Raw genomic sequence first — 15,354 nt, forward strand, 5'->3', positions numbered from 1 at the left:
CCGCACGCCGGCGCGCCGCTCGTCGAACTGACGGCCGCGCCGCGTTGCGACATCGAGCGCGAAATCTGGCTCGTGGTCCACCCGGACGTGCGCCGGTCGCCGCGCGTTCAGCGTGTCGCGGACGCGATTGCCGATGCGGTTCACGCAGCGGACGGCCGGCTGTAGTAGCCAGCGGCTTTGCCATGCGCTCCAACGGCCGGCATAGTAGCGGTTTGCGTTCTGAATGCGCCGGACCCGCCGCCATGCCCACCGCCCCCGCCTGTGTCGTTCGCGATTCAACCGACGCCGACCTCGATGCGATCCACGCGATCTATGCGCACCACGTGCACCACAGCGTCGCGTCGTTCGAGGAAACACCGCCCGACGTCGCCGAACTGCGCGCGCGTCGCGACGCGGTGCTGCGCCACGGGCTGCCGTACCTCGTCGCCGAATGCGACGGCCGCGTGGCCGGCTACGCGTACGCGACGCCGTACCGCACGCGCAGCGCGTACCGCTTCACGATCGAGGATTCGATCTACATCGACGATGCGCAGCGCGGGCGCGGGATCGGCCGCGCGCTGCTCGCCGCGCTGATCGAACGCTGCGAGGCCGGCCCGTGGCGGCAGATGATCGCGGTGATCGCCGACGGCGGCACCGGCGGCTCGACGTCGCTGCATCGCGCATTCGGCTTCGAGCCGGCCGGCATGCTGAAGGCGGCCGGTTTCAAGCACGGCCGCTGGATCGATACGGCACTGCTGCAGCGCCCGCTCGGCGACGGCGCGAACACGCTCCCCGTCTCGCCCGAGCCTCCCGCGTCGCGCTAGAATGGCCGCATGTCAAAACAGACTCATTCCACACCCGACGAGGCGGCGCCGGACTCCCGCAACGAGTACACGGTCGACGAACTTGCCCGCGTGTCCGACACGACCGTGCGCAACGTCCGCGCCTACCAGGATCGCGGTTTGCTCGCGCCGCCGGAAAAGCGCGGCCGCGTCGGCATCTACGACGACACGCACGTCGCGCGCCTCAAGCTGATCAACCACCTGCTCGCGCGCGGCTATACGCTGTCGAACATCCAGGACCTGATCAAGGCGATCGACGAAGGCCACGACCTGCGTTCGATCCTCGGCCTCGAAAACGCGATCGGCGGCCGCTGGTCGCACGAACTGCCGAAGACCTATTCCGTCGCCGCGCTCGCGCAGATGTTCGGCCCGCAAGCGACCACGCAGCTGTCGCGCGTGACCGAACTCGGCCTGCTCGAACGGCGCGGCCTGTCGTTCGTCGCGAAGAGCCCCGCGCTGCTCGAGGCAGCGGCCGCGATGACGAAGGAAGGCATCCCGCCGCGCGAGCTGCTCGACGTGATCAGCCTCGCGCGGCCGCATTTCGACGCGATCGCACGACTGCTCGTCGATCTCGTCGTGAAGCGGCTCGACCGCTACGACGCCGACACGCTGCCGCCCGCTACCGACGTGCCTGAACTGGTCGACGCGATCTGGCGCCTGCGCCCGCTCGCGGCCGTGTTCGTCGAAGGCGAGACGAACCGTGCGCTGGAAACCGCGGCGAGCGCGTATCTCGGCGGCCGCGTCGCGACGATCCTCGACAAGAAGCTCAGCGACGAGGCCGCGCGGCAGTCCGGCACGCCGGCATCGAAAGAAGACGGCGACGAAGCATAGGCGCGCCGCCGTCATATTGATATCGGCAATGCTTCGTTTGCGGGCGTGATCGCCCATGCGACGATTCTTCCAACCGAGCGTCACCGCCGCTCGCCCGAAGACGTTTTGCATGGAGTCCGTTCGATGATTCGTTTCACCCGCTGGATCGCCCGCACCGCGGCCGTCACGCTCTTCGCGCTGTCCGCCGCGTCGGCCTTCGCACAAGGCGGCGCCGGTCAGGTCGTGCGCATCGGCTACCAGAAGGCCGGCCTGCTGTCGGTCATCAAGGCACAAGGTTCGCTCGAAGCGCGGCTCAAGCCGCTCGGCTATGGCGTCCAGTGGTTCGAATTCCCGGCCGGCCCGCAACTGCTCGAAGCGCTGAACGCGAACAGCATCGACTTCGGCTATACGGGCGCGCCGCCGCCCGTGTTCGCGCAGGCGGCCGGCGTGCACTTCGTCTATGTCGGCGCGGAACCGCCGGCGCCGCACAACGAAGCCGTGGTCGTGAAGGCCGATTCGCCGATCCGTTCGGTCGCCGGCCTGCGCGGCAAGAAGATCGCACTGCAGAAGGGCTCGAGCGCGAACTACCTGTTGCTCGAAGCGCTGAAGAAGGCCGGCGTGCGCTACGACGAAATTCGCCCGGTGTACCTTGCGCCGGCCGACGCACGCGCCGCGTTCGAGAGCGGCAACGTCGATGCGTGGGTCGTCTGGGATCCGTACTATGCGGCCGCACAAAATGCACTGAAGGTGCGCACGCTGTCCGACTACACGGGCCTCTCGGCGACCAACAATTTCTACGAAGCGACGCGGGACTTCGCGCAGCAGCATCCCGACGTGGTCGGCGCGATCCTGAAGCAGGCGCGTGAGACGGGCCAGTGGATCAACACGCATCCGGCCGACACGGCCGCGCTGATCGCACCGAAGGTCGGCCTGCCGCAACCGCTCGTCGAGACGTGGATCAAGCGCGTCCCGTTTGGCGCAGTGCCGCTCGACGAAAAGATCGTCGCGGCCCAGCAAGGTGTCGCCGATGCGTTTTACGCGGCGAAGCTGATTCCGCAGAAGCTGAGCGTGGCCGACAACGCATGGGTCGATAAAAGCGTGCAGAGTGCGCTCGCGGCGAAGTAGCGAAAACGCAGCGCGCAACTTGTCAAAGCGGCCGACGGGCGCACAACTCGCCGGCTTTTTTTGTTCCTGTCGAATTTTCGGGAAACGCGGGACGAACTGTCGGCGTTCGGCCAGAGCGCGGGTCACGCTTTCACGTTTATCGTGGCGACCTTGTGCGTCGTCCCGGGTAGCGCGCGCAGCCAGGCAGGGCCACATCGCTGCATCCGCAAAACGGGTCGCCAAGTGAAACTGTTACAAGATAGCGATTGACGCCACACTGCCCACCGGTTAGTGTGTCGGTCGAAGTTCAAGAAGTCCGATTGCTGTTCATCAATTGATCGCTCGTCAGCGGTATTCGTTGTCCTCTCCCTCCTTGACGCTTCACGTGCTCTTTTACAGAGCAAATCATCATATTTTTCTTTTTCTCAAGGATTCTTCATGGATACCGGTATCGTCAAGTGGTTCAACGACAGCAAAGGCTTTGGCTTCATCACGCCCGACAACGGCGGCGACGACCTGTTTGCTCATTTCTCCGAAATTCGCGCCGACGGCTTCAAGACGCTGGCTGAAAATCAGAAAGTGAGCTTCGAAACGAAGCAAGGCCCGAAGGGTCTGCAAGCGGCTAACATCAAGCCGCTGTAAAGTTTGAAGGACCCGGCCTCCCGTAACGGACGCCGGGTTGCAGCGACATCCTCGCGGAGACTGGTCTCCCAAAGTTGGCGCGATTGCTCTTAGCTGCATCGGTTCATTCAGCAGCTCGCCAAGCGCCACACGCCTCGTTGCACTTCATTCGCCCTCCGGCTGCGAAACCCTTTTCGCTTTACGACTGCTTCAGATTCAGCTCGCAATGGCTTTGAATCGGCGCACCCGTGCACATTCGGCACGGCACGCGCGCACTCGAACATCATTAAAATTAAAATGCAGAACAAACAAATTCAACAATACAACGGCTATGCCGTTCACCCCTCGGCGCATCGTTTGCCCGACGGTAGTTTTTCCTCCAACCTGCTGCTTGAACGCGCCGGCAGCGCACGCACCGAAGGCCGCTACCAGTTCTATTCGCTCGATTACTTCACGAGTGAGGAGCAGGCGTTGCAGCATTCGGCCCGCTGGGCACGCAACTGGGTCGACGCGCGCGGCTAAAGGCAACGCCTGCCCATCGATCCAGCGACGCACACAACGCGCTGGCGGCCAGTGGCCGTCACCTTCTCCGCCGGCCGCGTTGGCCGCGATATCGCGAGTCTCGAACCACCCTGCCCGCGTATCCCGAACGCGTTCCACCTGGCCTGGCACGCCCAGATCGGCAGCCACGGCACGGCGGGACTCGCATCGGGAAACACGCCGCCGATCGCTTCGGTCGCGTGTTCCGTCGCGTTCGCGCGCCGTCCGTTGATGACGGCCTGCGCATTGCGCCGAGCGAAATGCGTCACGGTGGCCGGGCCGACTCCCGTCCCGCCGCCACTCACCGGCACTCGCCAATTCATCGCACCGCCTCAAAGATCGTCGTTCGACGACAACCACTCCGGCTCATACGCACCCAGCGCACGTGCCGGATAAAACCATCGGAGCGGTGCATCGTCGATCTGCACTGGCGGGAGAAGCCGGGATGCCGGCCCCCACGACGTCGGTTCGACGTGTGCCACACGATCATGTTGACCGTCGGCGACCAGTGCGACCACCTCGCTCATCGGCTCCGACCGCAGTTGCAAATCGGCCGCCGTGCGCGCCAGCGACGCGCGAACCTCGGTACCGACGCCCTGTTTCATTCGTGTCGTCAGCCCACGGATGGCTGACATCGCCATCAGGTAGCCCGTCGTATGGTCGATGGCCTGAACGGGCAGGTTCACCGGTTCATCGCCGCCCATCACGCGCATGCCCGCCTCGGCGATACCCGTGCTCGTTTGAATGAGGCTGTCGAAGCCGCGCCGGAAACGCCATTCACCCGTCCAGCCATAAGCGTCGAGCGACACGTCGATGAGCGCGGGATTCAGTTCGCGCCGATGCGCCGCATCGAGCCCGAGGCGCGCCAGCGCATCGGCCCGATAACCGTGCACGACGATATCCGCACTGCGCAGCAACTGCTTGAGCGTATCGAGATCCGCGGCATCCTTCAGGTTCAGCCGCGCACATCGCTTGCCGAGGACGACTTCGGGCACCGTACCCGGTTCTTCCCATCCGTACGGATCGATGCGCAGCACGTCGGCGCCCAGGCCCGCGAGAAATCGCGTCGCCACGGGGCCGGCGAGAATGCGCGTCAGGTCGAGCACGCGAATGCCGCGCAACGGCCGGTCTTTCGAAGGCCGCCAGTCATGCGCGACGGCATCAGTCGCGGCATGAACATGCAGCAACGGTTCGGTTGCGACCGCCTTGCCCTGCGGATGCGCGGCCCACTCCTGCGCCGAGTACATCGCCGCGGCACAACCGCCGCGCTCGACGATCGCGTCTTCGAGCGCACCGGCATCCCAGCGATTCACCGCTTGCGCGACCGACTGTGCATCGTCGGCACAGTCGAGCACCGACAAGGCGGCCTGCCGATGATGCGGTGCGTTGGTGTGCAACCGGATCCAGCGATCACGCGCCCGATAATTGCCGGCCACCGGATCCCATTGAGGCGGCATCTTCCAGCCCTGCGGGCGCAGCGACGTGCCGAACCACAGCGACGCCATGCGCCGGTCGACCCGAACCGACGGCAACGCCCCGGTCGATGCATGCAGCAATTCGGCAACGGACACCCCTGCCGCGCCGATCGCCGCCGTGGCCAAATCGGTTACGCGAAATGCCGAAACCAGTTCGCCCGATCCGCTGAAGCTGCACGACTCGAGGAAAGCCTGGGACCCACCCGCCGCCAGCCAGAACGCCCGCAGATGACGCGACACCCGATCCTCATCGGCCGCGGCCCATTCCCTCGAAATTTGATCGACTCGCATGTTCGCCTCGCATGAATTAGGTGAGGCAAAGATCGTCTCGCTCGCATTTGCTGTCAACGTTGATTATCCTGATCAACCTGTCGAACGATTCCCCCTGCGCACGATGTCGAACTACCTGAATTCGACCGAAGCCGCGGCAAGGCTCGGTGTCTCGCGGCAAACCCTCTATGCGTACGTCAGCCGCGGCCTGCTTCGCGCGGAACCGGGCGGCAGTCACCGTGAAAGCCGCTACCTCGCGGCCGATGTCGACCGGCTCGCGGATCAACGCGCACGCGGCCGCAAGCCGAAGGAAGTGGCGAAAGCCGCACTGAACTGGGGCTCGCCCGTGCTCGAATCGAGCATCACGTTGATCGACGCTGGCCGGCTCTTCTATCGCGGTATGGATGCACTCGATCTCGCTGCCCGCGCGAGTCTCGAGGAAGTCGCCGCGCTGCTATGGCGATGCGACGAGCAGACCGCGTTCGGCCGTCGCGCCCCCGCGACGCCTGCGGTACTGCGAACGCTCTTCAGGCACTACGGCGAGCAACGCGCCGAGCAGGCGCTGCTGCCGCTCTTCACCGTCGCAAGCGAGGACGCACCAACGGCGATCTGGCATCAGTCGGCCGATCGTCAGGCGCAGGGCTGCGGCGATCTCGTGCGGATTCTGGCGGCATGCCTGCTGCGAACCCGGATCGATACGGCACCCATCCATGTGCAATGCGCGCGGGCATGGGGCGTCGGGCCTGCGGGCGCCGAACTGATCAGGATGGCGCTCGTGCTGTGCGCGGATCACGAACTGAACGCGTCGAGCTTCACGGGGCGATGCATTGCGTCGACGAACGCGAGCTTGCGGGCCGTCGTGGTCGGCGGCCTGGCCGGTCTGTCGGGCGAGCGGCACGGCGCCACCACCGCGCGCGGCGAAGCACTGTGGGACGAACTGGGTAATAAGGATATCGAGCTAAAAATGGGCGAGCGTCTCGCCCGGGGAGACGGCTTGCCGGGCTTCGGACATGCGCTCTATCCCGACGGCGATGTGCGCGCGACGTATCTGTTGTCGCGGATCCTGCCGCGTCATCCTCAATGGAAAAGGATGATCGATGCCGGGAGCGCGCTCGTCGGCCAGAAACCCTCGCTGGATCTCGCGCTGGTGGCACTGCGCAGACATTTGCGGCTACCCGTCGGCGCCGCATTCGGCCTGTTCGCGCTTGGCCGCTCGATCGGCTGGATCGCGCACGGGCTGGAGCAGCGCGAGCAGTCCGATCTCATCAGGCCGCGTGCGGTTTATACGGGGACGTGGCCAGGCGACACCGGCGCCGGGCCGGGTCATTCTCGATCCCGCGGACGGTCGGGAAAGCAGCAAACAACGCAACCTGCCGCTCCGAAAGACGACATGCTTGCCGCTTTTTTCAGGAGTCGATAGCTTTTCGGTCGATGCGATGACGTCGGCGCACATCATCGGTGACACGCCAACGCCTCGTTGGCGTACGGAATCAGCCACGCTATGACTTTCCTCTGAAGTCGCTAACGGAAACGGGTCGGCAAGGTCCCTTCCTGGAAATCCGCGAAGACTGCTTTCGCCGGCCCCATGGCATGCGAACAGCTCACGGCGCACCGATCCGACGACGCGCGCACCGCACCGGCGGTACGCGCATCCTCGGCATGCTGACTTACTTCAGCGCCCCCGCCACCTTCTTCTGCCGCCACAAACACAGCAAGTCACACGCGACATGCGCGGCCGCGATCGCGGTGATGTCTGCGTGATCGTATGCGGGCGCAACCTCGACCACATCCGCGCCGACCAGGTTCACCGCGCCGAGCGCGCGCACGATCGCGAGCGCCTGCGCGGACGACAGCCCGCCAGCGACCGGCGTCCCCGTACCGGGCGCGAACGCCGGGTCGAGGCAGTCGATGTCGAACGTCAGGTACGTGGGCCGCGTGCCGACGATGTCGACGATCCGCTCGACCGCCGCGCGCGAACCGTGGTCATGCACCCACGCGGCATCGAGCCGCTCGATCCCGAGAAAATCGTCGTTCCACGTACGGATGCCGACCTGCACCGACGCTGCCGGATCGATCAGCCCTTCCTTCACGGCCTTGTAGAACATCGTCCCGTGATTGAGGCTGTCCGGATCGTCGTCGGCCCACGTATCGCAGTGCGCGTCGAAATGGATCAGCGACAGCGGCTTGCCGTAGCGCTCCGCATGCGCGACCAGCAGCGGATACGTGATGTAGTGGTCGCCGCCGAGCGTCAGCATCTTCGCGCCGGAACCGAGGATCGTGCGCGCATGCTCGATGATCGCGGGCTTGATCGACAGCGGGTTGTGCGCGTCGAACCAGCAGTCGCCGTAGTCAATGGCCGCGAGATCGTCGAACGGGTTGAAACCCCACGGATACGGATGAAGCTCCGCGAGTTGCACGCTCGCCGCACGGATCGCGGCCGGGCCGAGCCGCGCACCGGAGCGGTAGGTCGTCGCGAGGTCGAGCGGCACACCGGAGATCGCGACGTCGACGCCGTCGAGCTCGCGTGAATAGTTGCGGCGCATGAACGACAGCACGCCCGCATAGGTGTTTTCGATCGACGAGCCGTACGGCGTCGTGCGACGGATCGCACCGTCGCCGTGGAGAAGTTCGGTCATGGTCGGACCTGTTTTCGTGGGGGGCCGGCCGACCCCGCTTCGCATGAGCGCACGAGCCGGGCACGGCATGGATTCATCGGGCACGCACCGGCTTGCGCATCCAGTCGCGCGGCCGGGCGAGACAACGACAGCAACAACCACAACGGGAACGGCAACACCGCGGCGATCATAGCAAGCCGAATTGAAGTCGTTGCCCCGGTTCAGCCGGGGCAACGCGCGGAGAAATCCGGCGGCCATGCCCCGCCATCGGAGTCCGGCACCGGAACCCGGCATCGCCGGATTGCGGCGCCGGCGGGCAATCCTGTGGACGACGATCCCGGTCGTTTCCTAGAAGGATTCGCCGGTTTTCGCTCGCCCTTTCTTCCGGATAATGGCCGACAGCCGCGCCCTCGACGGCGCGCCGTCCACCGCAGACAACAACAAACCGGAGACACCCGCCTTGATCGCCACGCTTCCCGCCACCTACCGCCGGCTCTGGCCGCTCGCCGTCGTCGCCGCGTTGCTGTACGGGCTGTCGCTCGCCGCCGCGCCCTATCCCGGCCAGGCCGTCGCGAAAGCCGCGATGGGGATCCTGCTGCTCGCGGCGGGCAGCACCTGCGGTGCGCCGCGCGAACGCGCGTGGCTGTGCGCGGCGCTCGTGACGGCCGTGCTCGGCGACGTGCTGCTCGCGCTGCCCGACTGGCCGCTGTCGTTCGTGCTCGGCCTCGGCGCGTTCCTGCTCACGCACCTGTGCTATTGCGCGATCTTCATGCGCTGGCGCGCGCGGCCGCACGGCTGGCGCATCGTCGCGCTCGTCGGGCTGTGGATCACCGCGCCGGCGTTCTACGTGGCCTTCCTTCCGCACCTCGGCGAGTTGCTGGCGCCGGTCGCCGTCTACATGCTCGTGCTGTGCGCGATGGCGAGCTTCGCGCTCGCCGCCCGCACGCGCGGCCCGCTGGTGGCCGTCGGCAGCCTGATCTTCGTCGGCTCCGATACGCTGATCGGCGTCGGCCGCTTCCTCGGCGGCTTTCCGGGCATCGATTACCTGATCTGGGGCCTCTACGCGCTCGCGCAGGTCACGATCGTGGCCGGGGTTTTCCATGAGACGGCCGCCCGATCGATCCGTCCCTGATACCGTTTCAAACAGACCGCCGCGTGCCGGCGGTCTCGCCTGCTTCCTCTCTCGCCCTGTCGACGGCCCTTTCCGCGCATCCCGCGATGCGGAAACCGGCCCGTTCCAAACCCCGCTCAGCCTTTTCCCGCCTGGCTTCCGGCCCTTAGAGCGCCGCTTCTAGCCTCTTGCGGTTTCCTGGCTCACCCACTATCGTTACATCAAACAATGTAACATTCGAAAATGAGCCAAATCGGAGACACCCGGATGAATGCTCGCACGTTGCCTTTCGGTCCGCCCGGCCACGACGGCCTGGACGAAACCATCGACATCGCCATCATCGGCACCGGCTTCGCCGGCCTCGGGATGGCGATCCGCCTGCGTCAAACAGGCGTAACCGACTTCGTCGTCCTCGAGAAGGCCGCGTCGGTCGGCGGCACGTGGCGCGACAATCATTACCCCGGGTGTGCATGCGACGTGCAATCGCACGTCTATTCGTTCTCGTTCGCGCCGAACCCGCGCTGGACGCGCATGTTCGCGCCGCAGCCGGAAATCCGCGCGTATCTGGAAGACTGCGTGCAGCGCTTCGGGATCGGCGCGCACCTGCGCCTGAACCACGAACTGCAGCGCGCCGAGTACGACGAGGCCGCGCAACGCTGGCGCCTCACGTTCGCGAACGGCAAGCGGCTGTCCGCGCGCGTGCTGGTATCGGGGATGGGTGGCCTGTCGCGCGCCGCGCTGCCGTCGATTCCAGGCGTCGAGAACTTCAAGGGCCGCGCGTTCCACTCCCAGAATTGGGATCACGACTATGCGCTCGAAGGCAAGCGCGTCGCGGTGATCGGCACCGGCGCGAGCGCGATCCAGTTCGTGCCGCAGATCGCGCCGCGCGTGAAGGAACTCGCGCTGTTCCAGCGCACGCCGCCGTGGATCATGCCGAAGCCCGACCGCAACCTGACCGGGCTCGAGAAGTGGCTGTTCCGCACGCTGCCGTTCACGCAGAAGGCCGTGCGCAGCAGCATCTACTGGATGCTCGAATCGCGCGTGCTCGGCTTCGCGATCCATCCGTCGCTGATGAAGAACGTGCAGAAGCTCGCGCTGCGCCACATCCGCAAGCAGATTCCCGATCCGGAGCTGCGCAAGACCGTCACGCCGAACTACACGCTCGGCTGCAAGCGCGTGCTGATCTCGAACGACTACTACCCGGCGCTGTCGCGCAAGAACGTCGACGTGATCACGACCGGTATCGACCATATCGAAGCCGACGCGGTCGTGACGACCGACGGCCGCCGCCATGAAGTCGACTGCCTGATCTACGGCACCGGGTTCCAGGTGGCCGATCCGTTCCCGCGCGGCGCGATCGTCGGCCGCGGCGGGCTCGACATCGTCGATGCATGGCGCGACGGCGCGCACGCTTATCTCGGCTCGACGCTGCCCGGCTACCCGAACTTCTTCATGATCGTCGGCCCGAACACGGGCCTCGGCCACAACTCGATGGTGTTCATGATCGAGTCGCAGATCGAGTACATCCTCGGTGCGCTGCAGGCGATGCGTCGCGAACATGCGGATGCGATCGAGGTGCGCCCGCTCGTCGAGGCGCAGTTCAACAGCGACCTGCAGGGCAAACTGAAGAAGGCGATCTGGTCGACCGGCGGCTGCAAGAGCTGGTACCTCGATCCGCGCACCGGCAAGAACACGACGCTGTGGCCGGGCTTCACGTGGCGTTTCCGCCAGGCGACCGCGCACTTCTCGATCGCCGACTACCACGCGTATCGCACGCCGCAACACGACACGAGCGCGCGGCCCGCCACCGCGCCCGCCGCTTCCGCTTCGACTTCCACGTCCGCCGAAGCGGCCTGAGCCAGACAAGGAGCAACCGACATGAGAGATTTCACCAACAAGGTCGCCGCGATCACGGGTGCCGGCTCGGGCATGGGCCGCTCGCTCGCGATCCAGCTCGCGCAGGCCGGCTGCCAGGTATCGCTCGCCGACAAGAACGCCGTCGGCCTCGCCGAAACCGAGCGGATCGTCCGCACGATCGCGCCGAACGTGCGCGTGTCGACGCGCGTGCTCGACGTCGGCGACCGCGAAGCGATGTTCGCGTGGGCCGACGACACCGCGAAGGAACACGGCAAGGTCAACCTGATCTTCAACAACGCGGGCGTCGCGCTGTCGAGCACGATCGAGGGGATGGAATACAGCGATCTCGAGTGGATCGTGAACATCAACTTCTGGGGCGTCGTGCACGGCACGAAGGCGTTCCTGCCGCACCTGAAGGCATCGGGCGACGGCCACGTGATCAACACGTCGAGCCTGTTCGGGATCTTCGCGCAACCGGGCATGAGCGGCTACAACGCGACCAAGTTCGCGGTGCGCGGCTTCACCGAATCGCTGCGCCAGGAACTCGACATGATGAAGTGCGGCGTGTCGGCAACCTGCGTGCATCCGGGCGGCATCCGCACGAACATCGCGCAGGCCAGCCGCGTCTCGAAGAACATGGTCGGCTTCATGGTCGCGAGCGAGCAACAAGGCCGGGACACGTTCGAGAAGTTCTTCATCACGACCGCCGACGACGCCGCGCGCACGATACTCGCCGGTGTACGCCGGAACAAGCGCCGGGTGCTGATCGGCCGCGATGCGAAGGCCGGGGACTGGATGGCGCGCGTCCTGCCGTGTACGTACCAGGCGCTCGTCGTGCTCGCGACGCGCCGCGAGGCCGCGAGGGCCCGCCGCGACGCCGCGCGCGGCACGCCGGCGGCCGCCCCGCTGCACGCCACCTACAACAATGCAGGCAATCAGGGAGGAGAACAATCATGACGACCCCGAACATGATGCCCGTGCGGCGCGACATTCGTTTCGCGCTGCCCCCCGAACGCGCACGTGACTGGCACGTGCAGGGCGTGCCGGTCACGCACTTCATGAACGCACTGTCGCTGCTGTTCCCGGCCGGCGAACGCTTCTTCATGGATTCGGTGCGCAACTATCGCGACCAGATCGAGGATCCCGAACTGAAGAAGCAGGTGCTCGGCTTCATCGGCCAGGAAGCGATGCACACGCGCGAGCACATCGAATACAACGACCTGCTGCAGTCGTCGGGCCTGCCCGCGCACAAGCTCGACAAGCGCCTGTGGACGATCCTCGGCTGGTTCAAGAAGGTGCTGCCGCATTCGATGCAGCTCGCGATCACGATCGCGCTCGAGCACTACACGGCGATCCTCGCGAACCAGTTGCTGTCGGGCCACGAGCACCGGATCGACGGCTCGGTCGAAGGCTACCAGCAGATGTGGATGTGGCACGCGATGGAGGAAACCGAGCACAAGGCGGTGTCGTACGACGTATGGACCACCGTGATGAAACCGGGCCTCGGCAGCTACCTGCTGCGCACGGGCACGATGCTGACGACGACCGTGTTCTTCTGGACCATCGTGTTCGACTTCCACGTGCGCCTGATGCGCGCGCACCGTCGCGAACACGGCAAGTTCGGCGGCATGTGGCGCCTCGTGAAGTACCTGTACAGCCCGAAGCACGGCGTGTTTCCAAGCATCGCGCGCGAATGGCTCGACTACTTCCGCCCGGGCTTCCACCCGTGGGACCACGACAATCACCAGTACCTGCAGGGGCTCGATACGCTGCTCGAGAACATCGACGCGACCAATGCGCGCTACGCCGCGCAAGCCGCCCCGCGCCGCGTGCCGCTGCACCCGGTTCCGCAGGCATGACGCCATGGCGCGCGCCCACGAGATGCTGACCGTCCAGTCCGGCGACGTGAAACTCGCCGTCTACGTAAGCGGGTCGCGTCGCGCCCCGCCGCTGATCCTCGTGCACGGCTACCCCGATTCGGCGGCCGTGTGGGCGCCGATCCGCGCGCGGCTCGCGAAGCGCTACCGCGTGATCGCGTACGACGTGCGCGGTGCCGGTGCATCCGATGCGCCGCGCCGCCGCGCCGACTACACGCTCGAACGGCTCGCCGGCGACCTGAAGGCGGTGGCGGACGCGACCTGCGGCGGCCGGCCGTTCCACCTCGTCGGCCACGACTGGGGGTCGATCCAGTGCTGGGAGGCCGTGACCGACCCCGCGTTTCGCGGCCGGATCGCGTCGTACACGTCGATCTCGGGCCCGTGCCTCGATCACGTGTTCCGCGCGAAGATGCGGCTCAAGCAGAGCCTGAAGTCGTGGTACATCGCATTCTTCCACCTGCCGCTCGTGCCGTCGCTGGTATGGCGGCTCGGCGGTGCGGCACTGTGGCCGCGCTGGCTGCAGCTCACCGAACGCGTGCGTGCCGAGCGCGACCCCGTGCAACTGAAGAACGCGCTGAACGGGCTGCAGCTGTACCGCGCGAACTTCCTCGCTCGGGCACGCAAGCCGCGCGAACGGTACGCGCAGGCGCCCGTGCAGATCCTGGTGCCGGTGCGCGACCGCTATGTGACGCCCGAGATGTCGGTCGACCTCGACCGCTGGCTCGGCGACCACGTGCGTGAGGAAATCGACGGCACGCACTGGATCGTGCTGCGCCATCCCGACATGATCGCGTCGCGAATCGACCGCTTCGCGTCCGCGCAGGAGCGGCCGGCGCTCGCCCCGGCCGTGGCCCGGGTTCAGCGCATCGCCGGCGCCGGCAGGCGTCTGAACAGCGTCTCGTAATCGACCACGAGCCCGTCGTCGTCGATCTCCATCTCGGCTGTGAAGTCGCGGAAGATCCCTTCGTAGCGGTAGCGCCGGCCCGGCTCGAGGCACGCGTAGGCCTGCTTGACCGGCGTGACCTTCAGGTCGGGTGTCGAGATGTACGCGACGTCGATCGGCCGCCGCTCGCCGCGCGCGAGCCCGAGGCGGCCGATCGGCAGCGAATTCGTGAACGGCGTCGCCGCGATGTCGATGTCGATGCAGCCGTCGAGTTCCGGCAGTGCGCGGCCCGAGCCGTCGTGCCAGTGGCCGGCGCCGTCGCTGCGCAACTCGAGCGTGCCGCCGCCCATCACCTTGAGCACCGCATAGGTCACGCGCCAGTGCGCGTCGCACTCGACGCGATACGCGAGCCCGTACGCACGGCCGTACCGCTGGCCGACCACCGCGCTTTCGACGGCGATCCCGCCGCCGCTCCGGTCGAACGTCAGATGTTCGACCCCGTCGCCTTCGAGCGACGCCCATCGCACTTCGCGCATCGTTCCGCCTCCCGGTTTTCCCGATGCGGGACATCGTGGCACAGATCGCTCGACGAAAGTGCCGGCCACCGCCGGGATTCGATTCCCAAACGGGTAACCCCGCCGACAGTGCCAACTGCCCGGCGTTCGGGCGCGAATCGACCTCTGCATTCACCGTTTCGGGGCATCGACCACAAATCCTGACTATCCAGAATTCCCTATTCCGGTGCACGGGATTGTGGCCTATGCTCGCGGCTCGTCCTGTTCCACCGCCATCATGCCTACCGCCCGCCCCGTCCCGCCGTCGATCGACCTGCGTATCCTGCTGCGCGGCATCGGGCAGATCGTGCTGCAGGCGAATGCGCTCACCGGCGCGCTGCTGCTCGCCGCGCTGGCGCTGACCGACCTGCGGCTCGCGAGCGCCGCGCTGGTCGGCTCGGCCGCCGCCAGCATGACGGCCGTGCTGACGGGCGCCGAGCGCCGCGACGTCGAACAGGGGCTGCACGGCTTCAACGGCGCGCTCGCCGCGCTGATCGCCGTGCTGTTCGCGCGCCATCAACTCACCGCCGTCGCGCTGGTGCCGCTGGCCTCGATCGGCGCGGCGCTCGTGCAGCGCGCGATGCGCGTGCCGCTCACTCGCTGGCGCCAGTGCCCGTATTCGAGCCCGTGCCTCATCGTCACCGCGCTGTGGCTACCGTTTGTCGCGCTGCAGCATGCCAGCGGCACGATGGCCGGCCCGGCGCTGACGCTTGTTTCCGCCGCCGATGCCCTTCTTTCAGGCATCGCCCAGACCACCTTCGCGCAAGGCGCATGGGCCGGCGTGTTGATCGTCGCCGGCCTTGCAGTCGCGTCGCG

The 15,354-nt window shown here is 66.5% G+C and carries 15 protein-coding genes and 1 pseudogene; 13 read left to right on the forward strand and 3 right to left on the reverse strand.

Translation table 11 applies throughout. The features are described from left to right. From G3O06_RS49400 to G3O06_RS41205, 6 genes and pseudogenes are all read left to right on the forward strand, one after another. Positions 1-165: pseudogene (locus G3O06_RS49400) on the forward strand (LysR family transcriptional regulator); the annotation flags it as partial. A 77-nt stretch (positions 166-242) separates the two neighbouring features. Next, complete coding sequence (locus G3O06_RS41185; protein WP_174916574.1) at positions 243-803, forward strand: GNAT family N-acetyltransferase; 561 nt, start codon at positions 243-245, stop codon at positions 801-803. Between the two features lie 9 nt (positions 804-812). Further along, the gene (locus G3O06_RS41190) at positions 813-1,652 is read left to right on the forward strand and encodes a MerR family transcriptional regulator (protein ID WP_174916575.1); all 840 of its coding nucleotides are present in this window, start codon (positions 813-815) and stop codon (positions 1,650-1,652) included. A 123-nt stretch (positions 1,653-1,775) separates the two neighbouring features. Then, entirely contained in the window at positions 1,776-2,756 is a 981-nt protein-coding gene (locus G3O06_RS41195; protein WP_205819525.1) for a sulfonate ABC transporter substrate-binding protein, read from the forward strand. Positions 2,757-3,173: 417 nt separating this feature from the next. Continuing rightward, complete coding sequence (locus tag G3O06_RS41200; protein WP_006485974.1) at positions 3,174-3,377, forward strand: cold-shock protein; 204 nt, start codon at positions 3,174-3,176, stop codon at positions 3,375-3,377. Between the two features lie 276 nt (positions 3,378-3,653). Further along, positions 3,654-3,878: a hypothetical protein gene (locus G3O06_RS41205; protein WP_174916596.1), complete on the forward strand. Its 225-nt coding sequence runs from the start codon at positions 3,654-3,656 to the stop codon at positions 3,876-3,878. Positions 3,879-4,228: 350 nt separating this feature from the next. Here the strand turns inward: G3O06_RS41205 and G3O06_RS41210 are convergent, their stop codons facing one another. Continuing rightward, positions 4,229-5,662, reverse strand: coding sequence for a CoA transferase (locus tag G3O06_RS41210; protein WP_205819526.1), 1,434 nt, complete (start codon positions 5,660-5,662; stop codon positions 4,229-4,231). Between the two features lie 103 nt (positions 5,663-5,765). On the opposite strand from G3O06_RS41210, the gene G3O06_RS41215 reads away from it, so the two are divergent. Next, positions 5,766-7,061, forward strand: coding sequence for a citrate synthase family protein (locus G3O06_RS41215; RefSeq protein WP_205819527.1), 1,296 nt, complete (start codon positions 5,766-5,768; stop codon positions 7,059-7,061). A 247-nt stretch (positions 7,062-7,308) separates the two neighbouring features. On the opposite strand, the gene speB is transcribed toward G3O06_RS41215, so the two are convergent. Beyond that, on the reverse strand, positions 7,309-8,277 hold the full coding sequence (gene speB, locus G3O06_RS41220) for an agmatinase (RefSeq protein WP_205819528.1): 969 nt from the start codon (positions 8,275-8,277) through the stop codon (positions 7,309-7,311). A 439-nt stretch (positions 8,278-8,716) separates the two neighbouring features. On the opposite strand from speB, the gene G3O06_RS41225 reads away from it, so the two are divergent. The 5 genes from G3O06_RS41225 (at position 8,717) to G3O06_RS41245 (ending at position 14,005) form a co-directional block, all read left to right on the forward strand. After that, positions 8,717-9,388 (forward strand): lysoplasmalogenase, encoded by a 672-nt coding sequence (locus G3O06_RS41225; RefSeq protein ID WP_205819529.1) that lies wholly within the window; start codon positions 8,717-8,719, stop codon positions 9,386-9,388. 246 nt (positions 9,389-9,634) lie between these two features. Then, entirely contained in the window at positions 9,635-11,224 is a 1,590-nt protein-coding gene (locus G3O06_RS41230) for an NAD(P)/FAD-dependent oxidoreductase (RefSeq protein WP_205819530.1), read from the forward strand. A 21-nt stretch (positions 11,225-11,245) separates the two neighbouring features. Next, complete coding sequence (locus tag G3O06_RS41235) at positions 11,246-12,181, forward strand: SDR family NAD(P)-dependent oxidoreductase (protein ID WP_174916581.1); 936 nt, start codon at positions 11,246-11,248, stop codon at positions 12,179-12,181. After that, positions 12,178-13,083 carry a metal-dependent hydrolase gene (locus G3O06_RS41240; RefSeq protein ID WP_174916582.1) on the forward strand — a complete coding sequence of 302 codons (906 nt, stop codon included), beginning with the start codon at positions 12,178-12,180 and terminating at the stop codon, positions 13,081-13,083. Before G3O06_RS41235 ends, G3O06_RS41240 begins: the two co-directional genes overlap by 4 nt. 4 nt (positions 13,084-13,087) lie before the next feature. Next, on the forward strand, positions 13,088-14,005 hold the full coding sequence (locus G3O06_RS41245) for an alpha/beta fold hydrolase (RefSeq protein WP_174986719.1): 918 nt from the start codon (positions 13,088-13,090) through the stop codon (positions 14,003-14,005). Here the strand turns inward: G3O06_RS41245 and G3O06_RS41250 are convergent. Continuing rightward, complete coding sequence (locus tag G3O06_RS41250; RefSeq protein WP_205819531.1) at positions 13,960-14,520, reverse strand: putative glycolipid-binding domain-containing protein; 561 nt, start codon at positions 14,518-14,520, stop codon at positions 13,960-13,962. The two genes, G3O06_RS41245 and G3O06_RS41250, sit on opposite strands and share 46 nt — an antisense overlap. A 256-nt stretch (positions 14,521-14,776) precedes the next feature. Between G3O06_RS41250 and G3O06_RS41255 the strand changes: the two genes are divergently transcribed. After that, positions 14,777-15,354: urea transporter (locus G3O06_RS41255; RefSeq protein ID WP_205819532.1), on the forward strand; the 578-nt coding region annotated here is incomplete at its 3' end.

This window comes from Burkholderia sp. Ac-20345 (assembly GCF_017104825.1).
Taxonomy (GTDB): domain Bacteria; phylum Pseudomonadota; class Gammaproteobacteria; order Burkholderiales; family Burkholderiaceae; genus Burkholderia; species Burkholderia lata_B.

Bases quoted from the DNA above. Each gene is read 5' to 3' on its own strand.
- G3O06_RS41185 (WP_174916574.1), top strand. From the start codon at position 243: ATGCCCACCGCCCCCGCCTGTGTCGTTCGCGATTCAACCGACGCCGAC.
- G3O06_RS41190 (WP_174916575.1), top strand. From the start codon at position 813: ATGTCAAAACAGACTCATTCCACACCCGACGAGGCGGCGCCGGACTCC.
- G3O06_RS41195 (WP_205819525.1), top strand. From the start codon at position 1,776: ATGATTCGTTTCACCCGCTGGATCGCCCGCACCGCGGCCGTCACGCTC.
- G3O06_RS41200 (WP_006485974.1), top strand. From the start codon at position 3,174: ATGGATACCGGTATCGTCAAGTGGTTCAACGACAGCAAAGGCTTTGGC.
- G3O06_RS41205 (WP_174916596.1), top strand. From the start codon at position 3,654: ATGCAGAACAAACAAATTCAACAATACAACGGCTATGCCGTTCACCCC.
- G3O06_RS41210 (WP_205819526.1), bottom strand. From the start codon at position 5,662: ATGCGAGTCGATCAAATTTCGAGGGAATGGGCCGCGGCCGATGAGGAT.
- G3O06_RS41215 (WP_205819527.1), top strand. From the start codon at position 5,766: ATGTCGAACTACCTGAATTCGACCGAAGCCGCGGCAAGGCTCGGTGTC.
- speB (WP_205819528.1), bottom strand. From the start codon at position 8,277: ATGACCGAACTTCTCCACGGCGACGGTGCGATCCGTCGCACGACGCCG.
- G3O06_RS41230 (WP_205819530.1), top strand. From the start codon at position 9,635: ATGAATGCTCGCACGTTGCCTTTCGGTCCGCCCGGCCACGACGGCCTG.
- G3O06_RS41235 (WP_174916581.1), top strand. From the start codon at position 11,246: ATGAGAGATTTCACCAACAAGGTCGCCGCGATCACGGGTGCCGGCTCG.
- G3O06_RS41240 (WP_174916582.1), top strand. From the start codon at position 12,178: ATGACGACCCCGAACATGATGCCCGTGCGGCGCGACATTCGTTTCGCG.
- G3O06_RS41245 (WP_174986719.1), top strand. From the start codon at position 13,088: ATGGCGCGCGCCCACGAGATGCTGACCGTCCAGTCCGGCGACGTGAAA.
- G3O06_RS41250 (WP_205819531.1), bottom strand. From the start codon at position 14,520: ATGCGCGAAGTGCGATGGGCGTCGCTCGAAGGCGACGGGGTCGAACAT.